This is a genomic window from Brevibacterium ihuae (assembly GCF_900184225.1).
In the GTDB taxonomy this organism is placed as follows: Bacteria; Actinomycetota; Actinomycetes; order Actinomycetales; family Brevibacteriaceae; genus Brevibacterium; species Brevibacterium ihuae.
In genome coordinates, this window is the sequence record NZ_FXWZ01000002.1 from 1,135,751 (window position 1) to 1,154,053 (window position 18,303).

General features: G+C 66.7%; 12 protein-coding genes and 3 rRNA genes. 3 read left to right on the forward strand and 12 right to left on the reverse strand.

Going from position 1 to position 18,303, the window contains the following annotated elements:
* Positions 1-87 precede the first annotated feature (87 nt).
* A complete protein-coding gene (locus tag C1A17_RS05280) occupies positions 88-1,407 on the forward strand; it encodes a zinc ribbon domain-containing protein (protein ID WP_101651391.1) in 1,320 nt (439 codons plus the stop codon).
* 125 nt (positions 1,408-1,532) lie between these two features.
* On the opposite strand, the gene C1A17_RS05285 is transcribed toward C1A17_RS05280, so the two are convergent.
* The 6 genes from C1A17_RS05285 to clpS all read right to left on the reverse strand — a co-directional run bounded on the left by C1A17_RS05285 (position 1,533) and on the right by clpS (position 6,199).
* Positions 1,533-2,963 (reverse strand): amidase, encoded by a 1,431-nt coding sequence (locus C1A17_RS05285; protein ID WP_101651393.1) that lies wholly within the window; start codon positions 2,961-2,963, stop codon positions 1,533-1,535.
* Positions 2,964-3,080: 117 nt separating this feature from the next.
* A complete protein-coding gene (rdgB, locus tag C1A17_RS05290; protein ID WP_146000584.1) occupies positions 3,081-3,686 on the reverse strand; it encodes an RdgB/HAM1 family non-canonical purine NTP pyrophosphatase in 606 nt (201 codons plus the stop codon).
* Positions 3,686-4,423 (reverse strand): ribonuclease PH, encoded by a 738-nt coding sequence (gene rph, locus C1A17_RS05295; RefSeq protein WP_101651395.1) that lies wholly within the window; start codon positions 4,421-4,423, stop codon positions 3,686-3,688. Before rph ends, rdgB begins: the two co-directional genes overlap by 1 nt.
* A gap of 16 nt (positions 4,424-4,439) precedes the next feature.
* Positions 4,440-5,285, reverse strand: coding sequence for an MBL fold metallo-hydrolase (locus C1A17_RS05300; protein ID WP_101651396.1), 846 nt, complete (start codon positions 5,283-5,285; stop codon positions 4,440-4,442).
* Entirely contained in the window at positions 5,282-5,881 is a 600-nt protein-coding gene (locus tag C1A17_RS05305; protein ID WP_101651398.1) for a DUF2017 family protein, read from the reverse strand. Before C1A17_RS05305 ends, C1A17_RS05300 begins: the two co-directional genes overlap by 4 nt.
* Positions 5,882-6,199: an ATP-dependent Clp protease adapter ClpS gene (gene clpS / locus C1A17_RS05310; protein WP_101651400.1), complete on the reverse strand. Its 318-nt coding sequence runs from the start codon at positions 6,197-6,199 to the stop codon at positions 5,882-5,884.
* A 63-nt stretch (positions 6,200-6,262) separates the two neighbouring features.
* Here clpS and C1A17_RS05315 point away from each other — a divergent pair, with 63 nt between their 5' ends.
* Positions 6,263-7,582 carry a nicotinate phosphoribosyltransferase gene (locus C1A17_RS05315; RefSeq protein ID WP_101651402.1) on the forward strand — a complete coding sequence of 440 codons (1,320 nt, stop codon included), beginning with the start codon at positions 6,263-6,265 and terminating at the stop codon, positions 7,580-7,582.
* A 78-nt stretch (positions 7,583-7,660) separates the two neighbouring features.
* Here the strand turns inward: C1A17_RS05315 and C1A17_RS05320 are convergent, their stop codons facing one another.
* On the reverse strand, positions 7,661-9,454 hold the full coding sequence (locus C1A17_RS05320) for a DEAD/DEAH box helicase (protein WP_101651404.1): 1,794 nt from the start codon (positions 9,452-9,454) through the stop codon (positions 7,661-7,663).
* Entirely contained in the window at positions 9,455-9,715 is a 261-nt protein-coding gene (locus tag C1A17_RS05325; RefSeq protein WP_101651406.1) for a DUF3039 domain-containing protein, read from the reverse strand. It lies immediately after the preceding gene.
* 32 nt (positions 9,716-9,747) lie between these two features.
* Between C1A17_RS05325 and C1A17_RS05330 the strand changes: the two genes are divergently transcribed.
* Positions 9,748-10,380, forward strand: coding sequence for a flavin reductase family protein (locus C1A17_RS05330; protein ID WP_101651408.1), 633 nt, complete (start codon positions 9,748-9,750; stop codon positions 10,378-10,380).
* On the opposite strand, the gene gdhA is transcribed toward C1A17_RS05330, so the two are convergent.
* The 4 genes from gdhA to C1A17_RS05350 all read right to left on the reverse strand — a co-directional run bounded on the left by gdhA (position 10,365) and on the right by C1A17_RS05350 (position 18,156).
* Positions 10,365-11,708 carry an NADP-specific glutamate dehydrogenase gene (gdhA, locus tag C1A17_RS05335; protein WP_180953220.1) on the reverse strand — a complete coding sequence of 448 codons (1,344 nt, stop codon included), beginning with the start codon at positions 11,706-11,708 and terminating at the stop codon, positions 10,365-10,367. The genes C1A17_RS05330 and gdhA overlap by 16 nt on opposite strands.
* 1,081 nt (positions 11,709-12,789) lie before the next feature.
* Positions 12,790-12,906 (reverse strand): 5S ribosomal RNA (gene rrf, locus C1A17_RS05340).
* A 183-nt stretch (positions 12,907-13,089) separates the two neighbouring features.
* Positions 13,090-16,198: ribosomal RNA gene (locus C1A17_RS05345) — 23S ribosomal RNA — on the reverse strand.
* A gap of 431 nt (positions 16,199-16,629) precedes the next feature.
* Positions 16,630-18,156: ribosomal RNA gene (locus C1A17_RS05350) — 16S ribosomal RNA — on the reverse strand.
* The 16S, 23S and 5S rRNA genes sit together here, the layout of an rRNA operon.
* Positions 18,157-18,303: the final 147 nt, after the last annotated feature.

An 18,303-nucleotide genomic window follows, 5' to 3' on the forward strand; every position in this document is an offset into this window, starting at 1 on the left:
GGTTCGACACACCCGGGGATCGGCCTCCGTGATAATTTTGGTGCCGTACGCACAGTGCGACCCATCGACGACGAGGAACGATTCCCCATGAGCTCCGGCAGCAATCTCCCTCCCGGCTCCGCGGGCGATCCGCGCGGCCCGCAGGGCTGGCAGCAGCCCCCGGCAGGCGGCTCCGGCGACGTCCCGCCCCCGCCCGGCTACGCCCCCGGCGGCGGCTGGGGCGGGCAGCTGCAGGGCACCCCGCCGCCGGCCTATTCGGCCTCCGGACCGCAGCAGGGCACCCCTCCCCCGGCGTACTCCGCCTCGGGCCCGGCCATGAGCACCGGCGGACAGACCCCGCAGCCCGCCCCGGCACCGGGCTACGTCCCGCCGGCGCAGCAGCAGGGGAAGAAGAAGTCGAAGATGCCGCTCATCCTGTCGCTCGCGGCGGTCGGTGTGGTCCTCCTCCTCGTCATCATCGGCGCGGTCGTGGTGAACTCGGTCAACCGCTCGCAGTACGGCCCGGACACCGTGGCCCAGGAGTACCTCACGGCGCTCGAGAACCAGGACTTAGCGGCGGCCAACGAGATCGCGGCGCCCACCGTGCCGAACGGCGCGAACGAGATGCTCCTCGACCCCAAGTACGCGGCGAACTCGCAGGAGAAGATCGCCGACGCCCGGGTCGAGGACACGACGATCAACGGCGACACCGCGACGATCCAGGCGAGCTACACGCTCGGCGGACAGCCCCACGAGCTCACCCTCAACGCGAACAAGGAGGGGCGACAGGGCCTGTTCTTCGACAACTGGGTGCTCACCGGTCCGGTCCTCCAGACCATCGCGATCGAGCTGCCCAAGATCGAGGGCGCGACGATCAACGACCAGGAGTTCGTCGCCGAGGATGCCGGCCGCACCGAGTACGCGGTGATGCCGGGCACCTATGCGGTGGCCACTCCGGACAACAAGTACGTCCAGGCGGGCTCCGACCAGGTCACCGTGGGCTTCTCCCCCACCGAGCAGCCCCAGCCGGCGTCGATGAACATCACCGTCGAGCCGACCGACGCCTTCCAGACCGACGTGCAGAAGGCGGTCGAGGACGCGATCAACGAGTGCGCGAAGAAGAAGGATCTCGAGCCCGAGGGCTGCCCGTTCGGGATCGGCGGGACCGATCAGCGCACCGGGGTCAATGCGATCGACGACGGCGTGGACGGAACGGTGAAGTACACCATCACCAAGCAGCCCAGGGTCTCCGCGTCGATGAGCTCGGACCTCTCGGCTGGCTCCTTCTTCACCTCGTCGGTGGGCAAGATGGAGTTCACCATGGATTCCGAGACCCAGGGCAGCGGAGCCTGGACCGGCAGCGGTGATCTCAGCGTCTCCGGGTCGGTGACCATCGAGGGGGATTCGGTCTCGATCGAGTTCTTCTGACGAGCTCCGCCCGCCGCGTCCGACGGCGCCGACCGCACGGTCGGCGCCGTCTCGCGTATCCGGCCCCACGGCCGGCAGATCCGAGTCCGCGGCGCCCGCTGGGCCCGCCTGCCGGGCGCGGGAGCTCAGCCCACCGTGCGCACGGGTGCGGGCACCCGGGCCGTCGCCTCGAACCAGGCGGCCGCGGCGAGCACCCCGGCGTCGTCGAAGCGGCGCCCGGCGATCTGCAGTCCGATCGTGCGTCCGTCGCCGGTGTACCCGGCGTTGACGCTCGCGGCCGGCTGCTCGGACATGTTGTACGGCACGGTGTAGGAGATGTGCCCCATCGGCTGATCGGGATCGTCGAACGGCATGGGGCGCTCGGCGGGGAACGCGGCGACCGGGGCGACCGGCGACAGGACGAGATCGAACCCGGCGGTCGCGCGCACGGTGACCTGCCGCATCGTCTGGATGCTCTGGTAGCAGCGGAGCACCTCGGACCCGGCCACGTCCGCCCCGGCCGTGCACCACCGGGCGACATAGGGGAGGATGCGCCGCTGGTCCTCGATGCCGAGGGCGCTGTAGTCGACCCAGGAGCGCACCCTCCAGAAGCGGTCGACGTCGGAGAGGAGGCCCTCGTCCATGAAGGGCTCGATCCGCTCGACCTCCGCGCCGGCGGCGGCGAACCGCTCGGCGGCGGCGTCGACCGCCGCGGCGACCTCGGGATCGGTGCCCATCCCGCAGCCGGCCGTCGTGTGCACGGCGATCCGCAGCCCGGCGGGATCGAAGCCCGACGCGGTGTAGTCCCCCTCGTAGGGCGGCAGCTCGGAGTAGTCGCGGTCGTCGGGCCGGCCGATCACCGTCATCGCCCGGCGGAGGTCGTCGACCGTCCGGGCGAGCGGGCCCGCACAGCGCCCGAGGTACGGTGCGTCGAGCGGGACGCGCCCGAAGCTCGGCTTGAGGGTGGCGAGCCCGAGCCACGTCCCGGGGAGCCGGATCGATCCGCCGATGTCCGAGCCGATGTGGATCGGACCGTACCCCGCCGCAGCGGCCGCGCCGGCCCCTGACGACGACCCGCCGGTGGTGAGCGCGGGATCGAGCGGTGACCGGGTGATCCCGTGGCGCGACGACACCCCGGAGGAGAGCATGCCCCAGTCGGGCATGACCGTCGATCCGAGGATGAGCGCACCGGCCTCGGTGAGCCGTTCGGTGATCGGCGCGTCGTGATCGGCCGGTGCCGGGTCGCCGGCGGCGTGGCCCGACGGCATCGGCACCCCGCGCCGGGCGATGTTCTCCTTGATCGTCACCGGCACGCCGTCGAGCGGCCCGCGTGCCTCCCCCGACCTCCACCGCCGGCCGGCGTCGGCCGCGGCCGCACGGGCGGTGTCGAGATCGGTGTGCCACAGGGCGTTGATCGTCGGCTCGCAGGCCGCGATGCGCTCGGCGACCGCGTCGACGACCTCGACGGGGTCGAAGTCCCCGGCGGCGTACCCGGCGGCGAGCGCCTCGCCCGACAGGTCGGCGAGGGTGGTGGCGGGGTCCGGTGCGACCGGGCCGCCGGCGCTGTGCTGTCCCATGGCTCTCCTCGTGTCGTCGGCCCGGAGGCGGGCGGGCACGGGGACGCCCGCGCGGCCGCGCACGGGCTCGGCATGCTCTCCGTCAGTGTAATGGAGACCACACGGACGGCGCCGGGGTCAGCTCCCCTGCAGCGGGAGCTCCGCGACGAGAGCGGAGAGGGCGCGGGCGCGGTGCGACCGGGCGTTCTTCTCCTCCGGTGCGAGCTCGGCGGCGGTCCGGTCGTCGCCGGCGGGCACGAAGATCGGATCATAGCCGAAGCCGTGCGCACCGCGCGGCTCGCGGGCGAGCGCGCCCTCGAACCGGCCGAGGCGCACGAGCTCGGTGCCGTCGGGGTCGACGAAGGCCGCAGCGCACACGAAGGCCGCACCGCGGTGCTCGTCGGGGACGTCGGCGAGCTGGTCGAGGAGCAGGCGGAGGTTCGCGGCATCGTCCCCGTGGCGTCCGGACCAGCGGGCGGAGAAGATCCCGGGGGCCCCGCCGAGCACGTCGACGGCGAGCCCGGAGTCGTCGGCGATTGCCGGCAGTCCGCTCGCGGCCGCGGCCGAGCGGGCCTTGAGCAGGGCGTTCTCCTCGAAGGTCACCCCGGTCTCGACGACCTCGGGCAGGTCGAGCTCGGCTGCGTCGCGCACGCTCACCGGTCGTCCTGCGGCGGACTCGAGGATTGCCGCGAGCTCGGCGCGCTTGCCCGCATTGCGGGTGGCGAGGACGACGGTGTCGATCATCAGCGCTCCGTGGAGGACGCGAGCGCAGCGCGCTGGATCTCGGTCAGCCGGGCGCAGCCGACGGCGGCGAGGTCGAGCATCGTGCCGAGCTCCCCGCGATCGAAGGGCGCTCCCTCGGCGGTGCCCTGCACCTCGACGAAGCTCCCGCTGCCGGTCATCACGACGTTCATGTCGGTCTCGGCGGTCGAGTCCTCCTCGTACGGGAGGTCGAGCACGGCGGTCCCGTCCACGATGCCGACGCTCACCGCTGCGACGGAGTCGACGAGGGGGTCGACGGCCGCAGGGATCCACCCGCGGCTCCGTCCGGTCGAGATCGCATCGGCGAGCGCGACGTAGGCGCCGGTGATCGCGGCGGTGCGGGTGCCCCCGTCGGCCTGGAGGACGTCGCAGTCGAGCTGGAGCGTGTTCTCCCCGAGCTTCTTCATGTCGACCACGGAGCGCAGGGCCCGGCCGATGAGCCGGGAGATCTCGTGGGTGCGGCCGCCGACCTTCCCTTTGATCGACTCGCGGGCATTGCGGGTGTTCGTCGCCCGCGGGAGCATCGCGTACTCCGCGGTCACCCAGCCGGACCCCTGCCCCTTGAGCCAGCGCGGCACGCCCTCGGTGAGCGAGGCTGCGCACAGCACGCGGGTGCGGCCGAACTCGACGAGGACGCTCCCCTCGGCGTGATCGAGCCAGTTGCGGGTGATCGTCACCTCGCGCAGCTCGTCGACTGCGCGTCCGTCGAAGCGGGTCATGGGGTCTCCTCGGGGGTCAGCGGCCTGCGGCCGGAGCGGGGTCGATGGTCCAGGAGGCGCCGGGTGCGGCGACGCCGATCGGGCCGTCGAACTCGCCGGCGGCCTCGGTGCGCACCGTGCCGGTATCGGTCCACGGCGGGATGTGGGTGAGGACGAGGGAGCGGGCGCCGGCGTCGGCGGCGACGCGGCCGGCGCGCAGTCCGGTGAGGTGGATGCCGCGCACGGTGTCGCGGTCCTCCTGGAACGCCGCTTCACAGAGGAAGACGTCGGCTTCGCGGGCGGCGGCGACGAGCGCCTCGCACGCGTCGGAGTCCCCCGAGTAGGTGAGCACGCCGCCGCCCGGGCCGGTCACCCGCAGCGCATAGGCCTCGACCGGGTGGTCGACGAGGAAGGCCTCGATGGAGAAGGGACCGACCGAGAACGATGCGCCGGGTGTGATGTCGTGGAACTCGAACATCGTCGACAGGTCGGTGTCGTGCGCCTGCTCCGCGCAGGGGCTCAGCCCCGGTTCGGTGTGGTAGGCCGCCGTGAGGCGCCGCTCGGTGCCGACCGGACCCCACACCGGGACGCGCTCGCGGCCGCCCCCGGGCTCCCCGGTGTCGAAGTAGAAGTCGGGGTCGTAGCTCCGGTGGACGTAGAGGCCGGTGACGTCGAGGCAGTGGTCGGGGTGGAGGTGGGAGAGGACGACTGCGTCGATCTGCGCCGGTGAGCAGTGCGCCTGGAGCGCGCCGAGCGCACCGCTGCCGAGGTCGAGGAGGATGCGGTGGGTGCGACCGCCGTCGTCGGCCTCGAGAAGGTAGCAGCTCGCGGCGGAGGTGGGGCCGGGGAACGAGCCCGAGGTGCCGATCGCGATCAGCCTCATGTGGGGTCCTCTTCGTCGGTGGGGATGAGGGAGTCGAGCAGGATCCCGGCGAGGCGCTCCTGCGCCCAGGTGAGGAAGTCGTAGACGGTGACGAGCATCGCTTCGCTGTCGGGGAGCTCGTCCTCGCGGGCGTAGAGCTCGTCGAGATCGGCGTCGGTCTCCAGGCCCAGTCGGCTCGCGACGACGAGCCGCACATCGGTGAGGGCGGTGAGCCAGGCGCGCTGGGCGGCGTCGTCGAGGACGATGCGGCCGGAAGCGCCGAGGGAGTGGAGCGCGGTGCGGAGGTTCGCGAGCTTCGACTCCCGGAGATCGAAATCGGTGAGCCGCCGGAACTCCGCCGAGCGCTCCGGATCGTCGGGGTCGACGTCGGGCAGCAGGCGCAGCAGCGCCGGGTCGGTGGGACGGTCGACCGCCTCGCCCATGCCGACGAGACGGGCGAGCTGCTCGGCCTCAGTGAGCCCGTCGGACTCCTGTCGGTCGTCCTCGCCGCCGCCGAGCAGGCCGGCGGTGTCGGAGAACACCGAGACGAAGAGGTTCCTCTCCGCGGTGCTGAGGTCGAGGCGGGCGGTGCCGCGCGGTCCGGGGGTGATCTTCACTCAGCCGTTCCCCCGGTCGGATGGGCGGCAGGCGGCCCACAGGCCGAATCCGTGCATCGCCTGGGTGTCGCGCTCCATCTCCTCGCGGGTCCCGGTCGCGACGACCGATCGGCCGTCCTCGTGGACCTCGTACATGAGCTTCTCGGACTTGAGCCGCGAATAGCCGAAGTAGCTCTGGAAGACATAGGTGACGTAGCTCATGAGGTTGACCGGATCGTTGAACACGATGGTCACCCACGGGTGGTCCGGCCGAGTCCTCGTCCGGTCCTCGACCTCCGGTTCGAGTACGGCCTGGGCACCGTCGGCGGTGGAAGTCACCCGTCCACTCTACGGGATGGCGGAGTGCCGGAACCCCGGAATCCGTGCAATAGGATCGGTCGTATGAGTGATCTCACACCCTCCTCGCCGTCGACGGCGCTCTTCACCGATCATTACGAGCTCACGATGCTCCAGGCCGCGCTCGCGGCGGGCACCGCCGACCGGCGCAGCGTGTTCGAGGTGTTCGGCCGTCGACTCCCCCACGGCCGTCGGTACGGTGTGGTCGCCGGCACCGGCCGGGTGCTCGAGATGCTCCGCGACTTCCGGTTCGGCTCCGCCGAGCTCGAGTTCCTCCGCTCCACCGGGGTGGTCGACGCCGCGACCCTCGACTGGCTCGCCGCCTACCGGTTCGGCGGGACGATCCGCGGCTACGCCGAGGGCGAGGTCTACTTCCCCGGCTCGCCGCTGCTCACCGTGGAGTCGACGTTCGCCGAGGCGGTCGTCCTCGAGACCCTTATCCTGTCCGCGCTCAACTACGACACCGCGGTCGCCTCGGCGGCCTCCCGGATGAGCGGCGCCGCCGGCGATCGGCCGTGCGCGGAGATGGGATCGCGCCGCACCCACGAGGCCGCGGCCGTGGCCGCCGCCCGTGCCTCGGTCATCGCCGGCTTCGCGTCGACCTCGAACCTCGAGGCCGGGCGCCGCTACGGGCTGCGCACGATCGGCACCTCGGCCCACTCGTTCACCCTCCTCCACGACTCGGAGCGCCAGGCCTTCGCCGCGCAGATCGAGTCGCTCGGCCGCGACACCGTCCTGCTCCTCGACACCTACGACGTCGACGCGGCGCTCGACATCGCGATCGAGCTCGCCGGGCCCGAGCTCGGCGGCGTGCGCCTCGACTCCGGCGACCTCGGGATCCAGGCGCACGAGGTGCGCGAGAAGCTCGACTCGCGCGGCGCGACGGGGACGAAGATCACCGTGACGAGCGACCTCGACGAGTACGCGATCGCATCCCTCCAGGCGGCCCCGGTCGACGCCTACGGCGTCGGCACCCGGGTCGTCACCGGATCGGGAGCTCCCACGGCGAGCCTCGTCTACAAGCTCGTCGCCCGCCAGGGCTCCGACGGCACGTGGGTGGCGGTCGAGAAGGCGTCGAAGAACAAGTCCTCGCGCGGCGGGATCAAGCAGGCCGTGCGCAGCTACGACGGCACGATCGCGACCGAGGAGTCGATCGGCGTCCCCGACCTCCCGGCCGACTTCGACGGCCGCCCGCTGCTCGTCGATCTCGTCACCGACGGCACGATCGACGATGCGCTCACCGGAGCCGAGGGCGTGCGGAGGGCGCAGGTGCGCCATGCCGAATCGATCGCCGAGCTCCCCCGCTCGGCCCACCGGCTGCAGGACGGCGAGCCGGCGATCCCGACGGTATACTACTCCGACTGAGCCCCCGGCGCGGGTGCATACGGCGTCCGGGTCGTGCAGGTGCCCGTGCCCACCGGCGCCCTGGGGACGACGCCGCGCTCAGCGACGGCCGACGAACCAGGCCTGGAGCTTCTGGATCCGCGCCTGGATCTGCGCCCGGCTCGCCTGTGCGACCGGCGGGCCGCCCCCGGCGGGGCGGAGCTCGACATGGATCGTGCCGTGCGGCTTGCCGGTCCGCCGCGCCCAGGCGCCGACGAGGCTCTGCAGTTGGGTGCGCTCCTCCTTGAGCGCACGGTGCTCGAGCTCGTCGGTCACCGCCGGTGCCGGTCCGTCGGCCCCGGATCCGTTCGTCCTGCGCTTCGTCTGCTCGGCCTGCCGGGTGCGCAGCAGGGCGGTGACCTGGTCGGGGTCGAGGAGACCGGGAAGTCCGATGAAGTCGAGCTCGTCCTCGGAGCCGACCGCTCCCCCGGCCCCGAACTCGCCGCCGTCGAACAGCACGCGGTCGAAGGATGCCTGGGCATCGAGCGCCTCGAAGGAGCCGAGCAGGTCGTCGGATGCGCTCTCCGCGGCGTTCGCGCGGTCGAGCGCCTCGTCGTCGAAGCTCACCTCCGCGTCGTCCTCGGGGTCGGGGCGCCGATCGAGAGCGTGGTCGCGCTCGGCCTCGAGGGCGTTGGCGAGCGCGAGGAGGATCGGCACGCTCGGGAGGAAGATCGAAGCGGTCTCCCCGCGCTTGCGGGCCCGCACGAAGCGTCCGATCGCCTGCGCGAAGAACAGCGGGGTCGACGAGGAGGTCGCGTACACGCCGACGGCGAGCCGGGGCACGTCCACGCCCTCGGACACCATCCGGACCGCGACCATCCAGCGCCGGTCGGACTCCTGGAACTCCTCGATCCGCCGGCTCGCACCGGCCTCGTCGGACAGCACCACGGTGACCGGTTCCCCGGTGAGCTCCCGGAGCCGCTTCGCATAGGCGCGCGCGGTCTCCTGATCGGTCGCGATGACGAGGCCGCCGGCGTCGGGCACGGTGCGACGGACCTCGGTGAGCCGGCGGTCGGCGGCGGTGAGGACGGCGGGGATCCACTCGCCCTTGGGGTCGAGCGCGGTGCGCCAGGCCTGGGCGTGGATGTCCTTCGTCGCCTCGGCGCCGAGCAGGGCAGTCATCTCGTCACCGGTCTTCGTCCGCCACCGCATCTGCCCGGAGTACGTCATGAAGATCACCGGGCGGACGACGCCGTCCTTGAGGGCGCGGGCGTAGCCGTACGAGTAGTCCGACTGCGAGATCCGGATGCCCTCGTCGTCGGGGGCGTACTCGACGAACGGGATCGGCGAGGTGTCCGAGCGGAACGGCGTGCCGGTGAGCGACAGGCGCCGCCGCGCGGGTTCGAACGCCTCGCGGATCGCATCGCCCCACGACAGGCTGTCGCCGGCGTGGTGGATCTCGTCGAGGATGACGAGCGTGCGGGCGGCGGCGGTGCGGTTGTGGTGGAGCACCGGCTTGGCCGCCACCTGGGCGTAGGTGACCGCGACCCCGTGGTAGCCCGCGCCGTGACGACCCTGGCTGTTCTTGAACCGGGGGTCGAGCCGGATGCCGACGCGGCCGGCGGCGTCCGCCCACTGGGTCTTGAGGTGCTCGGTGGGGGCGACGACGGTGACCCGGTCGACCTTGTGCTGGGCGAGCAGCTCAGCGGCGAGCCGGAGCGCGAAGGTCGTCTTCCCGGCGCCGGGGGTTGCGACGGCGAGGAAATCGCGCGGTTCGGTGCGGAAGTACTGGTCGAGCGCCTCGGCCTGCCACGCACGCAGCTTCCCCGCCGTCCCCCACGCGGCGCGTTCGGGGAATGCGGGTGGCAGGTGCTCGGCCGCTGAGGTGCCAGGGACCCTCTGCGGACCCGTCATCTACTCCTGGGGTCCTTCGGGCATCGACTCGAAGATCTCCTTGCACTTGGGGCACACCGGGAACCGCTCGGGGTCCCGGGTGGGCACCCACACCTTGCCGCACAGGGCGATGAGCGGCGTGCCGGTGACCATGGACTCCATGATCTTCGCCTTGGGCGCGTAGTGCGAGAAGCGTTCGTGGTCGCCGGGCTCGACGAGCTGTTCCTGGGCCTGGCGCTCGATCGTGGCGGCGCCGCCGGACTGCGGAGTGGTTTCGGACATGGGTCCATTCTAGGACTCCTAGACTGGAACGCATGTCCGATCCGCACCGCACGCCCGCGCACCCCGGCCCCCGGTCCGCCGACCTGCCGACCCCGCCAGCGCACCCGGACCCCGGTTCATCAGCCGCTTCGAGCACTCCCGACCGGCCCGGCTTCGTCGACGACTACCGCCGGCTGGCGAGCGGGATCGCCCGGGGTGTCGCGGTTCTCACATGCCTCCGCGCCGGACGGCCCCATGCGATCACCGTCGACTCCTACCTCGACGTGTCGTGGGACCCGCCGACGATGGCGGTGAGCGTCTACACCGGGTCCCGGATGATGGAGTCGCTCGACCTCGTCGATGCGTGCGCGCTCAGCGTGCTCTCCGCGGATCAGAAGGGGACCGCCCAGTGGTTGGGCGAACCCGGCCAGCCGCTGCACGGGCTCCTCGACTCCACCCCCACGCATCCCTCTCCCGGTGGGCTCCCGGTGATCGCCGGCGCCCTCGCGTACTTCGAGCTCCGCATCACCGAGCGGCTCGAGATCGCCACCCACACGCTCCTCGTGGGCGAGGTCCGGGCATGCGGAACGGCCGGCGCCCGCGGCACCGGCCGTCCGCTCGTGCGATTCGGCGACTCCTATGGAACCGTCGTGGGGCGAGACGCCCCGGGTCAGACGACGCCCTGAGCCTTCATCGCCTCGGCGACCCGCACGAAGCCCGCGATGTTCGCCCCGGCGACGTAGTCCCCCGGGGTGCCGTACTGCTCCGCTGCGGCCGCGCAGCGCTCGTGGATGCCCGACATGATCTCGTCGAGCTTGCGCTCGGTGAACGCGAAGTCCCAGCTGTCGCGCGAGGCGTTCTGCTGCATCTCGAGCGCGCTCGTCGCCACGCCACCGGCGTTGGCGGCCTTGCCGGGGCCGAACAGCACGCCGGCCTCGGAGAAGATCCGCACGGCCGCCGGGGTGCACGGCATGTTCGCGCCCTCGGCCACGGCGGTGACGCCGTTCGCCACGAGCGTCCGCGCGGAGTCCTCGTCGAGCTCGTTCTGCGTGGCGCACGGCAGGGCGATGTCGGTGGCGATGTCCCACACGTTCCCGTTCTCGACGAACCGGGCGCTCGGACGGCGGTCGGCGTAGGCGGAGATCCGGAGGCCCTCGGCGAGCTTGACCTCCTTCATCAGCGGGATGTCGATGCCCTCGCGGTCCTCGATGTACCCGGACGAGTCCGACATGCCGATGACGGTCGCACCGAGCGCCTGCGCCTTCTCCGCCGCGTGGATCGCGACGTTGCCGGATCCGGACACGACGACGGACTTGCCGCCGAGGTCGATCCCGCGCACCGCGAGCATCTCCCGGACGAAGAACACGAGGCCGTACCCGGTCGCCTCGGTGCGGACCATCGAGCCGCCGTAGGTCAGGCTCTTGCCGGTGAGCACACCGGCCTCGTAGCGATTGGTGATCCGACGGAACTGCCCGAACATGTAGCCGATCTCGCGCTCGCCCACGCCGATGTCGCCGGCCGGGACGTCGGTGTACTCACCGATGTGCCGGTAGAGCTCCGTCATGAGCGACTGGCAGAAGCGCATGATCTCGAGGTTGCTCTTGCCCTTCGGGTCGAAGTCGGAGCCGCCCTTGCCGCCACCGATCGGCATTCCGGTGAGTGCGTTCTTGAACGTCTGCTCGAACCCGAGGAACTTGATGATGCCCGAGCTCACCGTCGGATGGAACCGCAGCCCGCCCTTGTAGGGTCCGAGCGCGGAGTTGAACTCGACGCGGTAGGCGCGGTTGATCTGCACCACGCCGTTGTCGTCGATCCACGGAACGCGGAAGATGATCTGGCGCTCCGGCTCGCACAGCCGCTCCACCGCAGCGAGGTGGAGGTACTCGGGGTGCTTGTCGACGACGGCACCGAGGGAGTGGAGCACTTCGTGTGCGGCCTGGTGGAACTCGGATTCCCCCGGGTTCCGTCGCAGGACCGTGTCGAAGATCGGCTGGAGAGAAGTATGCAGTGACATGAGTGCTATCGTATGCGCCCCGGTGGGCGGTCCATGACGGCGGCCACCCTTCGAGACCCGCCCGAGCCGCAGACAGTGCTCGTTCACCGCCTCCGCGGAGTAGTACGGACACTGGCTGCACTGATGACACGGGTGTTACTGCATGCAACGAAGGAGCATCGTCTGCACGGGGTCCACGATCGCCGTCCTCACGCAGTGAACGAGGCATCGACTGCAGGGACGGCACGAGGCCCGCTGCACGCAGTGAGCGAACACCGCCTCCACGGGCGGCACGAGGCCCGCTGCACGCAGTGAGCGAACACCGCCTCCACGGGCGGCACGGGTGCCGCGGTCAGTGCAGACAGACGCATCGACCGCCGTGCCCGCAGACGCTGAATGGAATCACGGGACCGAGCGACCGCATTCGCAGTCGTTGCCCGTGCCACGAGCGAACAGCTAAGAACACCCGCTCGAAACCACAGATCCACTCGCGGTTCGCAGTCCGCTGCTCATGCGATCGGCGCATGCACATCCGCGCCTCCGCCAGCCAACAACGCCACCGCAAGCCGCCGTACTGCGGGGTATCTGCTGATCTGCGGGTTATTGCGCGCAGATCAGCAGATACCCCGCAGTACACATGGTGCGTTCACGCCCAGCACGTGCAATCCTTCCGTGGACGACCAGTCGGCAGTCCCGGCCGCTGCGGAAGATCTGAAAGTGGTCCCGCTCAGCCAGGCCGGCGCACGGTCACCGAGGAAGGCCCAGCGAGGACAGTGTTCGATGACCGTGGAAGAGCGGTCAGAGAGCTGCCGGATGACGGCAGAGCAGCCAGAAATTGGCCACCCGACGAAGGTTGACGATCGGCGCCCGCGCCGGGGCCACTCGGGAACGACGCCGACCAGCGCAAAGAATCGATGAGACTGCAGGAACCAATCCCCACATACGCGCTCAGCACGTCATCGCCGACGAAGACGTGAATGACCACCGAAGAAAGGAATGAATGGGCCGGGCGAAGACGGAGACCGAACCGGGGGTGCGTGACGCAACGGGCGTGAATGACCGAAGGCCCCGAGACTGTGTCTCGGGGCCTTCGTCACATCAATTGCGGCGGTGTCTTACTCTCCCACACCCTGTCGAGTGCAGTACCATCAGCGCTGGCAGGCTTAGCTTCCGGGTTCGGAATGGGACCGGGCGTTTCCCTGCCGCTATGACCACCGCAAAACTATGGGGAACACGGCGGGCGTGTTCGTTCTGCGGAACCCCCGACACGTGGTGTGGGGGTGTCGTATGTGTGGACGCGAGCGTGTCTCCACCCGGCCGGCTTACCGGCGGGGGTGGTGTGTGCACAGTGATGGTGTGTGTGCTTGTGTTACCCGACCCGAACACACCCGGAAATAGGGTGGTGGGTGAGTGATCGGCGTATTAGTACCAGTCAGCTCCACGCATTGCTGCGTTTCCACATCTGGCCTATCAACCCCATAGTCTGTAGGGCGCCTCAATGGAAATCTCATCTTGAAGCAGGCTTCCCGCTTAGATGCTTTCAGCGGTTATCCTTTCCGAACGTAGCCAACCAGCCATGCACCTGGCGGTACAACTGGCACACCAGAGGTTCGTCCGTCCCGGTCCTCTCGTACTAAGGACAGCCCTTCTCAAATTTCCTACGCACGCAGCGGATAGGGACCGAACTGTCTCACGACGTTCTAAACCCAGCTCGCGTACCGCTTTAATGGGCGAACAGCCCAACCCTTGGGACCGACTACAGCCCCAGGATGCGACGAGCCGACATCGAGGTGCCAAACCATGCCGTCGATATGGACTCTTGGGCAAGATCAGCCTGTTATCCCCGAGGTACCTTTTATCCGTTGAGCGACCGCGATTCCACAATCCACGGCCGGGTCACTAGTCCCAGCTTTCGCTCCTGCTCGACACGTCCGTCTCACAGTCAAGCTCCCTTGTGCACTTACACTCGACACCTGATTGCCAACCAGGCTGAGGGAACCTTTGGGCGCCTCCGTTACTCTTTGGGAGGCAACCGCCCCAGTTAAACTACCCATCAGGCACTGTCCCTGAACCCGATCAGGGTCCGAAGTTAAGGAATCCACTATGGCCAGAGTGGTATTTCAACGATGACTCCACACACACTGGCGTGCATGCTTCACAGTCTCCCACCTATCCTACACAAGCCACACCGAACACCAATACCAAACTGTAGTGAAGGTCTCGGGGTCTTTCCGTCCTGCTGCGCGTAACGAGCATCTTTACTCGTAGTGCAATTTCGCCGAGTTCGTGGTTGAGACAGTGGAGAAGTCGTTACGCCATTCGTGCAGGTCGGAACTTACCCGACAAGGAATTTCGCTACCTTAGGATGGTTATAGTTACCACCGCCGTTTACTGGGGCTTAAATTCTCCGCTTCGAACCGAAGTTCTAACAGGTCCTCTTAACCTTCCAGCACCGGGCAGGCGTCAGTCCGTATACATCGTCTTACAACTTCGCACGGACCTGTGTTTTTAGTAAACAGTCGCTTCTCCCTGGTCTCTGCGGCCACCACCAGCTCCGAGAAGCATGTTCTCATCACCGGGATGGCCCCCCTTCTCCCGAAGTTACGGGGGCATTTTGCCGAGTTCCTTAACCACGATTCTCTCGATCGCCTTAGTATTCTCTACCTGACCACCTGAGTCGGTAATAGGGTACGGGCGGCTAGAACCTCACGTCGATGCTTTTCTCGGCAGCATAGGATCACCGGATCACCCACCAGATGTGGGTGCCCATCAGCTCTCAGGCACATGACAGACGGATTTACCTACCTGTCGCCCTACGACCTTAGACCACGACAACCATCGCGCGGCCCGGCTACCTTCCTGCGTCACACCTGTTAACACGCTTACCTACTACACATTCAGGTCCCACCCTCAACCGTGCACCCGTCCCGAAGGACAGGAGACAGTCTCGGCCGGTTAGTATCACATGCCTCGGTATTGGCGGTTCTTCGCCGGTACGGGAATATCAACCCGTTGTCCATCGACTACGCCTGTCGGCCTCGCCTTAGGTCCCGACTTACCCAGGGCGGATTAGCCTAGCCCTGGAACCCTTGGTCATCCGGCGGACGGGTTTCTCACCCGTCTTTCGCTACTCATGCCTGCATTCTCACTCGTATAGCCTCCACCACTGGATCACTCCGCAGCTTCACCGGCCACACGACGCTCCCCTACCCAATACCACAACTCAACCAACCGGACATGCCGGCGGCTCATCACACGTGGTATTGCCACAACTTCGGCGGTGTACTTAAGCCCCGCTACATTATCGGCGCGGAATCACTTGACCAGTGAGCTATTACGCACTCTTTCAAGGGTGGCTGCTTCTAAGCCAACCTCCTGGTTGTCTTCGCAACTCCACATCCTTTCCCACTGAGCACACGCTTAGGGGCCTTAGTTGGTGGTCTGGGCTGTTTCCCTCTCGACTACGAAGCTTATCCCCCGCAGTCTCACTGCCACGCTTACACTTACCGGCATTCGGAGTTTGGCTGACGTCAGTAACCCGGTGGGGCCCATCAGCCATCCAGTAGCTCTACCTCCGGCAAGCAACACGCAACGCTGCACCTAAATGCATTTCGGGGAGAACCAGCTATCACAGAGTTTGATTGGCCTTTCACCCCTAACCACAGGTCATCCCCTCCATTTTCAACTGAAGTGGGTGCGGGCCTCCACACGCTCTTACACGTGCTTCACCCTGCCCATGGCTAGATCACTCCGCTTCGGGTCTAGGACACGCGACTGGGACGCCCTATTCGGACTCGCTTTCGCTACGGCTTCCCCACCAGGGTTAACCTCGCCACGCACCGCTAACTCGCAGGCTCATTCTTCAAAAGGCACGCCATCACCCCGAAAGGCTCTGACGGCTTGTAAGCACATGGTTTCAGGTACTATTTCACTCCCCTCCCGGGGTACTTTTCACCATTCCCTCACGGTACTCTCCGCTATCGGTCATCAGGGAGTATTTAGCCTTACCAGGTGGTCCTGGCAGATTCACACGGGATTACACGAGTCCCGTCCTACTCGGGAACCATCACACACAGCCGGCACACGTTTCGTCTACGGGACTCTCACCCACTCCGGTCAGGCTTCCCAACCTGTTCGACTACACACACCACAACCATGCCCAGGGAATGCAGACCCCGGACGGATAGCCCCACAACACCGCACATGCAACGCCTGCACGCTTGACACACACACGGTTTAGGCTCTTCCGCTTTCGCTCGCCACTACTCACGGAATCATTCTTATTTTCTCTTCCTGTGGGTACTGAGATGTTTCACTTCCCCACGTTCCCCCCACACACCCTATATATTCAGATGCGGGTCACGACACATGACATGTCGCGGGGTTCCCCCATTCGGACACCCTCGGATCACCGTTCGTTTACCAACTCCCCGAGGCTTATCGCAGGTTACAACGTCCTTCATCGGCTCCTGATGCCAAGGCATCCACCATGCGCTCTTGAACACTCACACACACCCCCACGCAGCCGAAACCACGCACCGGGCGCATCCGAGTCGGATAACACAAGAAACACAACAACAAAATCACACAGAACACCCCACACACATATGCGCGCAGGATGTCCAGATACTCGCGTCCACTATACGATTCTCAAACAACCAGCAGACCCCACCCCGCACACCGACCCGAAGGCCGGCACGGCAGCAGGACCGCCATCCACAGAAAAACACCCACCCACAAACGTGGGGGCCTGTTCTCCCAGGACCCAACAGCGTGTCCGTCCCCCACCCACCAGCAGCACACAGGCCACCGACAGGCAGGCACCACCCCCAGGACCCGAAGACCCCGAAGGCAGCAGTTCTTATGATGTTCCACCCATGAGCAACCACCCCGCACACACATGGCACGGGCATGGCAACACTGAAATGTGTTCGCTCCTTAGAAAGGAGGTGATCCAGCCGCACCTTCCGGTACGGCTACCTTGTTACGACTTAGTCCCAATCACCAGTCCCACCTTCGACGGCTCCCCCCACAAGGGTTAGGCCACCGGCTTCGGGTGTTACCGACTTTCGTGACTTGACGGGCGGTGTGTACAAGGCCCGGGAACGTATTCACCGCAGCGTTGCTGATCTGCGATTACTAGCGACTCCGACTTCACGTAGTCGAGTTGCAGACTACGATCCGAACTGAGACCGGCTTTCTGGGATTCGCTCCGCCTCACGACATCGCAACCCTCTGTACCGACCATTGTAGCATGCGTGAAGCCCAAGACATAAAGGGCATGATGATTTGACGTCATCCCCACCTTCCTCCGAGTTGACCCCGGCAGTCTCCTATGAGTTCCCACCATCACGTGCTGGCAACATAGAACGAGGGTTGCGCTCGTTGCGGGACTTAACCCAACATCTCACGACACGAGCTGACGACAACCATGCACCACCTGTACACCAGCCCAAAGGGCTGAACCATCTCTGGCACATTCCGGTGTATGTCAAGCCTTGGTAAGGTTCTTCGCGTTGCATCGAATTAATCCGCATGCTCCGCCGCTTGTGCGGGCCCCCGTCAATTCCTTTGAGTTTTAGCCTTGCGGCCGTACTTCCCAGGCGGGGCACTTAATGCGTTAGCTACGGCGCGGAATCCGTGGAATGGACCCCACACCTAGTGCCCAACGTTTACGGCATGGACTACCAGGGTATCTAATCCTGTTCGCTCCCCATGCTTTCGCTCCTCAGCGTCAGTTACAGCCCAGAGTCCCGCCTTCGCCACCGGTGTTCCTCCTGATATCTGCGCATTTCACCGCTACACCAGGAATTCCAGACTCCCCTACTGCACTCTAGTTCGCCCGTACCCACTGCACGCGCAAGGTTGAGCCTTGCGTTTCCACAGCAGACGCGACAAACCACCTACGAGCTCTTTACGCCCAATAATTCCGGACAACGCTTGTACCCTACGTATTACCGCGGCTGCTGGCACGTAGTTAGCCGGTACTTCTTCTGCAGGTACCGTCACCCGAAGGCTTCTTCCCTACTGAAAGAGGTTTACAACCCGAAGGCCGTCATCCCCCACGCGGCGTCGCTGCATCAGGGTTTCCCCCATTGTGCAATATTCCCCACTGCTGCCTCCCGTAGGAGTCTGGGCCGTGTCTCAGTCCCAGTGTGGCCGGTCGCCCTCTCAGGCCGGCTACCCGTCGTCGCCTTGGTAGGCCATCACCCCACCAACAAGCTGATAGGCCGCGAGCCCATCCCCAACCGAAAAACTTTCCACCACCACTCCATGCGGAGAATGGTCATATCCGGTATTAGACCCAGTTTCCCAGGCTTATCCCAGAGTCAGGGGCAGGTTACTCACGTGTTACTCACCCGTTCGCCACTCATCCACCCACAGCAAGCTGCAGGCTTCAGCGTTCGACTTGCATGTGTTAAGCACGCCGCCAGCGTTCGTCCTGAGCCAGGATCAAACTCTCCATAAGAAAAATACAATCCCAGCCAAAAGAAAAAGACAGAGAAACAAAACAAAATTCTGCTACTCCACCAAATTTTCAATCAACCAGTAAAACAAAAAACTGGCATCACAAAAACAAACAAACACGCTATTGAGTTCTCAAAGAACAGACGCA

Excerpts from the sequence above, each read along its gene's own strand:
- C1A17_RS05280 (WP_101651391.1), top strand. The coding sequence starts at position 88 with ATGAGCTCCGGCAGCAATCTCCCTCCCGGCTCCGCGGGCGATCCGCGC.
- C1A17_RS05285 (WP_101651393.1), bottom strand. The coding sequence starts at position 2,963 with ATGGGACAGCACAGCGCCGGCGGCCCGGTCGCACCGGACCCCGCCACC.
- rdgB (WP_146000584.1), bottom strand. The coding sequence starts at position 3,686 with ATGATCGACACCGTCGTCCTCGCCACCCGCAATGCGGGCAAGCGCGCC.
- rph (WP_101651395.1), bottom strand. The coding sequence starts at position 4,423 with ATGACCCGCTTCGACGGACGCGCAGTCGACGAGCTGCGCGAGGTGACG.
- C1A17_RS05300 (WP_101651396.1), bottom strand. The coding sequence starts at position 5,285 with ATGAGGCTGATCGCGATCGGCACCTCGGGCTCGTTCCCCGGCCCCACC.
- C1A17_RS05315 (WP_101651402.1), top strand. The coding sequence starts at position 6,263 with ATGAGTGATCTCACACCCTCCTCGCCGTCGACGGCGCTCTTCACCGAT.
- C1A17_RS05320 (WP_101651404.1), bottom strand. The coding sequence starts at position 9,454 with ATGACGGGTCCGCAGAGGGTCCCTGGCACCTCAGCGGCCGAGCACCTG.
- C1A17_RS05325 (WP_101651406.1), bottom strand. The coding sequence starts at position 9,715 with ATGTCCGAAACCACTCCGCAGTCCGGCGGCGCCGCCACGATCGAGCGC.
- C1A17_RS05330 (WP_101651408.1), top strand. The coding sequence starts at position 9,748 with ATGTCCGATCCGCACCGCACGCCCGCGCACCCCGGCCCCCGGTCCGCC.
- gdhA (WP_180953220.1), bottom strand. The coding sequence starts at position 11,708 with ATGTCACTGCATACTTCTCTCCAGCCGATCTTCGACACGGTCCTGCGA.